At 29.7% G+C, this 10,930-nt stretch carries 9 protein-coding genes; 4 read left to right on the top strand and 5 right to left on the bottom strand.

The window, feature by feature from the left end; translation table 11 throughout:
• Window positions 1-16 precede the first annotated feature (16 nt).
• On the bottom strand, window positions 17-1,282 hold the full coding sequence (locus GM3709_RS18830; RefSeq protein ID WP_066115324.1) for an IS701 family transposase: 1,266 nt from the start codon (window positions 1,280-1,282) through the stop codon (window positions 17-19).
• Window positions 1,283-1,504: 222 nt separating this feature from the next.
• Here GM3709_RS18830 and GM3709_RS18825 point away from each other — a divergent pair, with 222 nt between their 5' ends.
• Window positions 1,505-2,194: an NgoBV family restriction endonuclease gene (locus GM3709_RS18825; protein WP_066122678.1), complete on the top strand. Its 690-nt coding sequence runs from the start codon at window positions 1,505-1,507 to the stop codon at window positions 2,192-2,194.
• Here the strand turns inward: GM3709_RS18825 and dcm are convergent.
• The 4 genes from dcm to GM3709_RS18805 form a co-directional block, all read right to left on the bottom strand.
• Window positions 2,169-3,515 (bottom strand): DNA (cytosine-5-)-methyltransferase, encoded by a 1,347-nt coding sequence (dcm, locus tag GM3709_RS18820; RefSeq protein ID WP_066122675.1) that lies wholly within the window; start codon window positions 3,513-3,515, stop codon window positions 2,169-2,171. The two genes, GM3709_RS18825 and dcm, sit on opposite strands and share 26 nt — an antisense overlap.
• The gene (locus tag GM3709_RS18815) at window positions 3,512-3,919 is read right to left on the bottom strand and encodes a hypothetical protein (protein ID WP_066122672.1); all 408 of its coding nucleotides are present in this window, start codon (window positions 3,917-3,919) and stop codon (window positions 3,512-3,514) included. Before GM3709_RS18815 ends, dcm begins: the two co-directional genes overlap by 4 nt.
• 99 nt (window positions 3,920-4,018) lie before the next feature.
• The gene (locus tag GM3709_RS18810) at window positions 4,019-4,624 is read right to left on the bottom strand and encodes a hypothetical protein (protein ID WP_066122670.1); all 606 of its coding nucleotides are present in this window, start codon (window positions 4,622-4,624) and stop codon (window positions 4,019-4,021) included.
• 237 nt (window positions 4,625-4,861) lie between these two features.
• Window positions 4,862-6,022, bottom strand: a complete 1,161-nt coding sequence (locus GM3709_RS18805) for a hypothetical protein (protein WP_066122667.1) — start codon at window positions 6,020-6,022, stop codon at window positions 4,862-4,864.
• Between the two features lie 604 nt (window positions 6,023-6,626).
• On the opposite strand from GM3709_RS18805, the gene GM3709_RS18800 reads away from it, so the two are divergent.
• The 3 genes from GM3709_RS18800 (at window position 6,627) to GM3709_RS18790 (ending at window position 10,783) form a co-directional block, all read left to right on the top strand.
• Entirely contained in the window at window positions 6,627-7,547 is a 921-nt protein-coding gene (locus tag GM3709_RS18800) for a hypothetical protein (protein ID WP_066122664.1), read from the top strand.
• Window positions 7,548-8,486: 939 nt separating this feature from the next.
• Window positions 8,487-8,924 carry a replication/maintenance protein RepL gene (locus tag GM3709_RS18795; protein ID WP_066122659.1) on the top strand — a complete coding sequence of 146 codons (438 nt, stop codon included), beginning with the start codon at window positions 8,487-8,489 and terminating at the stop codon, window positions 8,922-8,924.
• An 824-nt stretch (window positions 8,925-9,748) separates the two neighbouring features.
• A complete protein-coding gene (locus GM3709_RS18790) occupies window positions 9,749-10,783 on the top strand; it encodes a protein rep (protein ID WP_066122656.1) in 1,035 nt (344 codons plus the stop codon).
• Window positions 10,784-10,930: the final 147 nt, after the last annotated feature.

Genomic DNA, 10,930 nt, shown 5'->3' with positions numbered 1-10,930 from the left:
GGTACTTAGACAAAAATTATGCCCAAATAAACCCTAAACTAGCTTTATATAAACTAAATACTTCCACATTGTCTTTTAACCATTGAAAAAAGCGAAAAGACACAGCATTACGAAACGCTTCCAATGCCTCAGCAAAAGTATTTAACGGTTTATTCCCCCATTGTCTTCTTAAACCTCCTGTCAAACGATGCCATTGAATAAAAGTGTAGGCACAAAATACCAAGATAAAATGTCTCATTAAACTTCTTTTATTTCTCACTTGGTATTGTGATAACCCTAACCATCCCTTGATTTCACGGTAAAATACTTCTATCCAATTTCTTTGTGTATAAGTTTCTACTATCCAATTTCCACACACTTTTTCTCCTATTTCATTAGTCATTAAATAATCAATATCTGTGGAATTTTCAAAAGTATCTGCATTCATGACGATAGCTACAGTTTTTATTCCCGACAAAGCTGATAATTCAATATTTATCGTTGCTACCCAAAGAGTTTTTTCTCGATTTTTTCCTATTCTTATTTTTTCAAAACTATCTTGGGGTAATGATTTTGCTATTTCAGCTATGGTTTTTTCAGACTCGATAAAATCTTGTTTTACCAATTTTACTAATCTATTTTTAGCAATAATTCCTATATATTTTAAATTCTTTTTTTCTAGTTTGCCTAATAAATTAGTATTGTTTCCATAACCACCATCCATTAAAATTATTTGGGGACAATAATTTCGATTTAAACATTTTTCAATTAAATTAAAGGCAATGTCTGGTTTTTTCTGAAATTGTGGAGCGTCTTTTCCTTCAGGGAAATTTTCGGCTTTTTCATATAATTCAACGTCTAAAGGAAAACTTCTCACACCATCATAAATGTGAGTAGTGACTATAACATTACCATTATCAGTTTTGCCAATTTCACCAATATATTGTCTTCCCACACAGTCAGTAAAGTTTCCACTTTTACGATGACCTGAATCGTCTATAATTAAGGAGAAACATCGACTAATTTTTGTTTGACGACAGGATGCAATAATTTCTAATCTTTTATCATTTACCTCATCATAATTCCAAGTGGACTCTGTTAAGAAATGGTGTAATTTATGATAAGTAATATCAAGATTATTATGGGCAATTTGAGTTATATTTTTTCTTTGAGAATCTCCTAATAAACCGCCCAAATAATTTCTAAACTCTCGTTTTTGTGCCTTTGTTTTTAAGACTGGGTCTATTTTTTCACACCAGCGATTGAAACATGGGGGCATTGATGAAGAAGTAATTTCTTTCATTTTGACCTAAAAGCAATATGATGTAAAAATTATAGCTTAATTGTTGTTATTGTTTTGTCTAAGTACCGCTAAGCCAGTTTGTTACCAATTAGTTTAACGCCAAAGAAGAAGAATATTGAAACAGACTAGAAAACTGAAAACTTCTAATAAACAAAATTACAAATCTTTAGACTAGAAAAGATTGTAAAATTAAACTATATTCTCATCTATTATGTAAGTTTAATGTATTGTAATGCTAATCAAATTTATAAAAAATTAATTAATGCTGGAATAAAAACAAGCACAGGAAAAATAACTATTGAGTATTTAGGTATAAAAGCTGATCTCGACAGTAAAGATGCTGTTGGACATTTATTACAAGAATGGCTAAAAGAATGGTGTAAGACTAATCAAATTTATGCTATTCCTAATCGCAATACACAAAAATCTCCTGATTTTTTTTTAAATCCGAATTCAAATAAATCGGATTTGTTAGAAGTGAAATCTTTTAACTATGATAAAGATCCAGCTTTTGATGTAGCTGACTTTGAGTCTTATTGGAAATCATTAGAAACAAAGGCTTATATATTGGATACTGATTACCTAATCTTTGGGTATAGGTTAAGTAATTACACACTTGAAGTTAAAGACTTGTGGTTAAAAAAAATATGGGAAATTACAAGCTCATCATCTAAATATCCAGTTAAATGTCAATGTAGTAATTCTAACCAAACTATTAAAAAGATAAGACCTATAAAATGGCACAAAAAATTAAACTCAAGAAGTACTCTACCCTTTCCTAGTAGAAGAGACTTTGTCTATGCTTTACATCAAACTCTTCTTACATATAAAAAAGGAAACAATAGCCAAATTGTTAATTGGTTTCAGACAGTAGAAAATAATTACCTTAAACACACTGGACAGCTTTTGTAAAAGATAATGACTGTGCAAGAGAATGTGTAAGGATGATTGAGACTATCTTGTCACATATTTTCTCGATTACTGGTACTGCTACCGTGTTGCCTAATAAATCGTATGCTTTATTAATAGGTTGTTTAATTATATAGTTTTCAGGAAAACCAAATAATCTTAAGCATTCTCTAATAGTTAGATTTCTTATTCCTTCCCCATCTATAACTGCTAATTTGTGCATATCTGTAGCAACTAATGTTGGAGCAACATCATAACTATCTAATATTTTGTTTATTTCAAAGCTCAACTTTCCCACCACGATATTATATCCTTTTGGGAGATCTTTTCTGTACTCTCTCTTTGTAATCTTTTGTCCATCTTTGTTTATCACTTGTACCAAATCTTTTGGATGTTCATATTTTAAATATCTCTTATGAACCAAATCCTTTAACATATTCTCTAAATTAGAATCTGGATAGAAAGTATAAATATCATCTATAGTAAGAGGAATACCATCCATCCATGTTATACCTTTTTTTTCTGACCAAATTTTTCTTCGTCTTTGTTTTAATAATAAATTCAAAAGTTCTTTTTGTTTTTTTGAAATACTACCTTTTAACTCTATATCCCAGCTGTGAATATTATCTGAGCCTCCTCTTTTATCTTTAATCGCTTTTCCTGAAAGCTCATTAACGGAAAAATGTTTTAACAGTAATCTAGTAAATTCTGTATCTAATGTCTGTTTTCCCTGTTCTAATATACTAATTAAATTATCATGTGGAAACTGCGAAAAACATAAATCAATACTTTTGTATTTATTGCCTACTATATATATTCTTTTTCTACTTTGGGGAATTCCGAAATCTAAGCTATCAAGAACTTTCCAAGTTACTTTATATCCTAGGCTTTCTAGCTTATAAATTATTGTCTTCAAAGTTTCACCTTTTTTATGTTTTACTAAACCCTCAACATTTTCTAAGATAAAACCAATAGGATTTTTTTCTTTTAAAACCCTCTCAATCTCAAAAAATAATGTACCTCTTGTATCTAAGAAACCTAGTCTATTTCCAGCACTACTAAAAGGTTGACAAGGAAATCCAGCAAGTAATATATCAAAATCGGGAATTTTGTTTGTGTCTATTTGTGTAATATCTCCTGAAATTTTACTATTTTCAAAATTGCTAGTATAAGTTTCTATTGCATGAGGTTTTATTTCTGAAGTCAATACACATTGACTATGAATATTCATTTTTTGACAGGCATTTTCTAATCCTATTCTCATACCACCTATTCCTGCGAAAAGATCTATAAATCTAATATTTGTTAAATTACTTTTGTTCATTTATTTAAAATTATTTTATTTATAATATAGTTGATTGCACTTTTAGCTTCTTTATACTTAGTTGATTGAGTTCCAGCTTTAATAAACTTTTTCAGAGCTTCTTTAACTAAATCATCTAAATCCTTACTGTCAAAAGATGATTGCTGATTAGTTTCTAACAGCTTCTTCCTCAACATCTTATTTTCCTCTATTAATGCTTTTACTGCTGTTGGATAATCTATCCCTGCATCAATATCATGAGCAATCTTGATTACTTCATCACCTATTGCCTTTGGAACTCTGACCAGCTTCGTATCTTCATAACTGCAACCAGAAATCCATGAGCTTTTTTTCCCTGCTCCTTCTCTTGCTCCTCCCCTTCCACTTCCCATAATTCCTTTACCTATTCGTCTCATACCTCCCATAAATACCTCTTTAGATTTAGTAAACTATTTCAATAGTTTTATTCTAAATGTGCTTTACTGGTTTTGTCAAGATTATTTATGAATTAGTTTACTATTTCTTTATTTCATATTAGGCGTTAAACAGTTTTTATAAAGACATAAAAAATTTTCTGCATGAGTAGCTACTAATGATTGAATCTCTTTTGGAAAATCACTAAGTAAAACAACATCTCCATCAATACCAAGTTTTTTTGCTCCTTCACGAGTTCCTGCATGTAAGTAAACCATAGAAGGTTCTAACTCTAACCGAAGTCCTAACCGTTGAGCAACATCATATGCAGTTACAGGTCCTAGTCCATGAACTCGATCAACAATAGATTTTACCCAATTATGCAAACTCTCAAAATCCTTAAAATCTTTTGGTTTTTTACTATCAGCTAATGCAATTTCTAATCCATCAGGTAAATATTTAGCAACATGATATTGATGACTGTGCATTTTCCCATCAGGTAACTTAGATTCCCAAGCTCTTTTAATTGCTTCTTCCCAAGTTAATTTTTTATTTCCCCACCACGCATTTTCTAGTTTATAAGAATTTTCATATTTCTTACGATATTCATCAACTAAGTCTTTCAAACTACTTCTATCAGAAGAGTCTTGTTTTTCGGGTTTACAGTTTTGCTGTAGTATTTTTTTTCCTTCAGTATTATCTTTTTTACAGTTCATTTTTATATACAATTGTAGTGAACATCTAATATTTTAAAATCAATTTGAAGAAAACTGATGAATTAATCTTAGTCAACTATTTCATTTAATTAGTTGAGTCATTACCAGTAGCAATTAATGAAGGAAATAAACCTAAATCTCATTTAGACAAGCTAAAGCTGGACTCTAGTGCTAGAACAAGTCTAGGTTTATTGTCATTAACATTTTATCATATATATTGCAAAATAATGACTCCCACTATTTGGGATTTTTTCTTAAGCCTTTTAAATACTCAGCAAGAAGTGCGATTGCTTTAGGATTAGGCGGTATTTCTTCTTTTTGCTTTTCATGATACCCCGTATAATCACGATAATTAGAGTTCTTTCTTGCTTCTAATAATGATTGATACTCATTCCATCTTTGACGTGCCTTCATGGGCTTATTAAGGTGCGATATGGCATTGCTACGAGCAACATGGATATTAGGGTTATTGTCGGGGTATTTCTCAACCCATTGTTTTGCTAAATAATCTACCAATTCCTGTTTAAAGTCACCATTAACATCTAACCAAGGTTTTACAGCTTCTTGTTCATCTTGTCGATCGGCTTTGTGCCTACTGTCTTCTTGTTGACATTCAATTGAAGTCGAGGCGGCGCAAAAAGTGTCTTTATTTAGATTTTTGATATTCTCCTCAATTTTTTGCTCTTGGTCTTGTGAATCAATTTCTAATTCCTGATTTTTTTCTTTTTGGCTATCCGTTTCTTCTAATTTAAAATTACTTTTCTCTCTCTCTTGTATTTCATTTTTGCTATTAATGGAGTAAGAATTAGTATTTTTAGTATGAATAGTATGAGCGATTCTGAAATCATTTGCTGATAAAGGTTTCAGACTTTGATTTTGACAATTTTGACAATTTTGTGACAATTCTGTCAAAACTGGTTCTGTTTCGTCAAAATTTTGATTCGTTTGTTCAACTAAAATCTCGTTTTCAGCTTGTGACAATTCTGTCAAAACTGGTTCTGTTGAATCGGAAGCTGTGGAATTTTCACTTGATAAAGTGGGCTTTTGAGTTTGTGACAATTCTGTCAATTTCTCTTTTTTTCTTTCTGGTCTATCAGGATTTATCCATGAAAATAAAACGAAATTTTTGATAAACGCTAGTCCAAGATTTGTAATGAAATTAAAATATCGATAAATTGCTCTTCGGTTAACTCCCCATTGTTCCGAAAATTGATCTATGTCTATTTGAATAGGACAATCACAAAAAGGATTCTCTAGTTTTAAAGCGAAGTAAATAAATGTGTTGTTAGGCATTAAACCCACTTTACGCATTTTAAGCACTTCTGACTCTCTTAACATATAAAAACGCTCGGACTCGTAACCCTTGACTTTGCTTAAACCCGTTGTATTTGCTACCATAAGATTAACTTATTGTATGAATTTGATTAATTGACATCGTGAAAACTTCATCTACTTCCAATAGATTAGTTTTACTTATAGTAGTGTAATATACACTCACGATAAAGTCCAATTAAATGAGGTTAGCCACTCAAAAAAATGGCTCAGTATATCAAGATTTTTTATTTAACTCTATACATTTTGTTTAAATGTTAGAGTCTTTTTTAATATCTAATATTTTGTTAAAGGAACTTGTTTAAAATAAGTTATTTATTTTATTTATATTAGTATATAGATTTAGTTTATTAAATCATAAATAAATAATAAAAATATAATTCGTTTTAAATTTAGTATTGTTTCTAAGAATGTCAAAGTTTCCAAACAAATTATTCAAAATTCAACTTAAAATTTCTTAACAAATGGTAGCCGTTACCACTTAATAATTAAATTTACTATTTCATAAGTTAATAAAAACAGTTGATCATAAAAATAAAATTTTTCTTATCCATCTATAAAACCTTCTCTTTCCTCCAATAAGACTTCAATTCTTGGTTGAAATGTAACCAAAAATTATCTATGAATATGCTAAATTAAAATCGACATTGAAATAAATTCGTTTAGAAAAATGGCAGAAGGATATATTTTTGAACTTAGCCTACTAGAAAATGGGTTAGATTTCATTGCAAGAGGTATAGATGAATTATATATTCTATATGATGACATTGAGTATCAGCAATACATATATCCAATCTCTGAACCTCAAAAAGATTATAAATACGGAGTACTTCACCTTTTCTCTGGATTTCTTCTACTTCTTAAAGAAAGATTGTCACGCCACATGCCAGAACTTATATATGATGGCAAGATTGAAGACATAAAGAAAAAGCTAAAAAATAATAAGGAGCTAAATACGGTCAATCTAGATGAAGCTTTGAATCGATTGGAAATGGGACCCAAAGTTACCTTTTCTGAAGCTGACATCAAAATAATTAGAAAAGTTCAACACTATAGAAACTGTTTTGAACACTATAAATTTTCTGCAAATAAGTTTGAAATTAATAAAGTAATTATTGATTTTATTAATCTGATTGATAAATTTCTCATCGATCAATTAGAAATAGACATTACCTCTGCTTCATTCAATATAAATCCAGAAATCAAGGTCAAGATACTGTCAATTGAGAGTATTTATAGACGTATGATCGAGAAGCGTGAACAAGAACTATTAGCTATTGGTGCAGAAAAACTGAGAAAATTCAAACGTAATAAAAAAAATATTCTACAGGAGTTAAAGACAGAATCATACATTGCATATAAAGAAGAAGGTATAATCAATGTCATGATAGAATGTCCTACATGTGGCGAAGATACTCTTATAATTTATGGAGATTTTACTGGCATTTGTTTCAACAAAACGTGTAATTCTTATTTTCTAACGAAGAACTGTGATCGATGTGGAAAAGTAATTATAGGTTATGAGTGGGAAGAAAAATGGTGCGACGACTGCCACAATGAAATTCAAAGAATGGCTGATAATGATGACTGAAAACTTGTAACCACCTTACAAGGCGTTTGAGTGACAAGTGAAAGAAAAACAACGCTAACACTGAAACTTTCTCATAACAACAGTTTCAAATGTTGATTTTTATGAATTTTTGTATATTAGAAATTGTACCAGTTTAAGTAAGGTTTTATTAGTACAGATACTACTCAAACGCCTACAATAAAGCTTTAACTTTTAGACCTCATCATCGTTTTTACTCGTTCCCTTAGTTAAATTATTTTCAGCTTCACTCTGTAGAACTAAATATAGAGTTTGTGTAAAGTGCAACTTACAAAAAAAGTATTGATTTAGTTTATTATTTCTAATATATTCCACAGTTTCATTATAAAATAAATGTGTTTTACAATTAACGTCAAAGTATTTATGAATTAGTTAATTAAATCATACCATCGATTTTAAGACATCTTAATTTTGCTAAATAAGGATTATATCACAAACAGCATTTAATGCCCTTAAATACCTTTTTAAACATTCTCTAAACATGATTCCTTTCTCTGAAGACAAAACAAAAATTCTGTTGAGATTAGATTTAGCGTGTTATAAAAGTTCCTAGTCAATCGCGCGATTAGCGCGTCCAAATTTAAACCAACAATGGAGCGATTAGCGACACCTTAAAAAAATAATATTTACAATGGTTGAATAAGTTATTAATTCTACGGTTTAAGCTAACTTAAAATTATTGAACATAATAAGGATTATATAATTAAATGATAGAGCGAATTCTAGAAACTATATATAGTAAGGCTTTCAGCGTTTCATATTCTTCACCTCTGGTGAGTCATACTCTTCACCTCTAGTGATGAATCACTAAAGTTAACTATATTAATCACTATAGTGACTAATGAATGATATAATTAGTAAAAAGTACTTAACCGAACATTAAGCACTTTTGATTGTATAAACTAATTCAATTATATCAGAATGCCTAACATAATTCTTAAAAAACTTTTTAACGAAGATGGTACTCTACATAGTACTTCTCAGATTATCTCTAATAAAAAACAAGTAACTTTTAAAAAATGGGGAGTAATTAATCTTATGACTGAACTTTTTGCTATTCTTGAAACTGGTGAAAATTTAACTAAAACTTGCTATCAAGTTTTATTTTATTGCATCAAGATATTAGACTATGAAAATAGAGTTGTTTTAAATAAGTCTAAATGTGCTAAAGAAATAAAAGTTTCTCCAAGATTAGTTTATGAAAGTGTTAGTACATTAATTAAACAGGGTTTTTTAATTCCTTCAAAAGAAAAAATCGGTAATATTCAAGTTTATCATTTCAACCCCACTATGATTTATGTAGGTGAAGGAAAAAAACAATCTGAAATTACATCTAATATCCTGATGGGAGAATTTTAATTTTGAGATAAAGTTAGAATTACTTTTCGCAATGTCTTAGCTAGAACGTAATGCTAGTTTAAAAGACTGAAAAAACTAACTTTATTTTGACTCTGTCTCGAATGAGTTTGAGCGTGGCAATCTCAGGAGTTCCTACAACCTTTAACTGCATTTCCATAATAACATAAAGTTAATTAATGACAATAGTTTATTACACTATTTTTAAGGTGTCGCTAATCGCTCCATTATTTATTAAAGGAACTTTTATAACACGCTAAATCTAATCTCAACAAAGTACTTATTAGATTTATTAAATAATAGTTATAGATTAAGTAAACTAATTCATAAATAACTAAATTGATATAAAAGTATGCTAGAATTAATTTATACTTTAAATTAATAATATAACTTACTCTATGTTAAAAATATTATTCCATTATTTATTATGTTAATAATTCCAAATAAATCAAATTTATTTTTATTCTTTTAAAGGTGGTAATGATTACCACTTATGATATAGTAAACTAAATCATAATCAAAAAGCTATACGTTTATTAGATTATAATGTTACAGTATTAATAATTGTCTATTAGTTATCATCTTTAATCATTCATTAAGAAGCATCAATCATTAAAAATAACTGTTAATTGTTATTCTCTCCATATCCCCTTAAAAATACCTCTTAAACCTTCGATCGTAAAAAATGGCTTTTCATAACGGCTGTCTCCATACCTACGCCTCTGCCGTGCGGGGGCGTGGGTGTGGGGGCAAGTCGCTTATTGACTTGATATTTAAAGTATATATAATAGAAACAACACTGATACCTTTATAGTTGACTTGTGATAATGAGCGAACAATATTTATTTACCGATAATGACCTAGATCTTACACTGGATGATTTATCAAGAAGAGATTATCGCTTCAGAAAGTGGAAAACTGCCACTATTAAAATTGCTGATGAACTTCAAAAATCTGGCTACGATGATAAGGCAACTATACTTTCAGGTTGTGCTAGTCAACTAATATTTAAGCAACAAGAAAAGTCACTAAAGTTATTAAAAACTCATTTTTGTAAACATCGTATATGTCCATTATGTGCGTGGCGTAAACGTTTGGTTTGGTTGCAGAAACTTCATATATCACTAAATACTATACAAAATCTTTACAAAGAGAAACGTCTTAAGTTTAAGCTGATATTCCTTACACTTTCACAGAAAAACTGTCGTATAGATGATTTAAATAAAGAAATCAATAAAATGTCGAAGGCATGGGATAGATTTGTTGATGATAATTTGGCTAAAACACCTTTTTATCCTAAAATTTTCCCTTCTGATGGCTATTTTCGGGCTTTAGAAGTAACTAATAAGCTCATAAATTATGAAGTCTGGTGTAATGTTCATTATCATGTTTTAATAGTTGCTCCTCAAGATTACGCAAAAAATAAATTTGTTACACATCCTGAATGGGTCAAGGCTTGGCGTAAAGCGATGCAACTGGATTATGACCCTACAGCTCATGTGAAGTTCATCAAATTTGGTCAACAATCAGAAGTTTTGAAGTATTTAGTTAAGCCATTGAATTATGATTTATGGATTGAGGAAACTCTAAGAATGTATAAAGATGAGTTGCATACTATTCCTAATAGAACTTCTCATTATCACAGCCTTCTTTTTGGCATGATTCAGCAGTTGAAACATTGCCGTCAATTTAGTACTTCTGGATTGATTCGCCGTTATATGCCCCGATCATCCCCAGAAGAACACGAAGATTATATAAATATTAAAAAATTACAAATCGCAGAAGGTGGTAAAAAGGATGGTTTGCCTAATCTTAAATTTGTTTGGAATGATAATAACTACTATCTAAATACTTTCTGGTAAACGTTACCACTTAATTTTTTATCTCATACAATTAACTAAAATACTCAAACAATCAACATAATTTTGCTTACTAATTTTTGGTATTCTTCTATTTTTCCACCTATTGCAATATCAGTTCATGTTTCTTCTATTCACCGTTAAACTAAC

It is taken from the genome of Geminocystis sp. NIES-3709 (genome assembly GCF_001548115.1).
In the GTDB taxonomy this organism is placed as follows: domain Bacteria; phylum Cyanobacteriota; class Cyanobacteriia; order Cyanobacteriales; family Cyanobacteriaceae; genus Geminocystis.
This window is presented reverse-complemented; position numbering and strand designations above follow the sequence as displayed.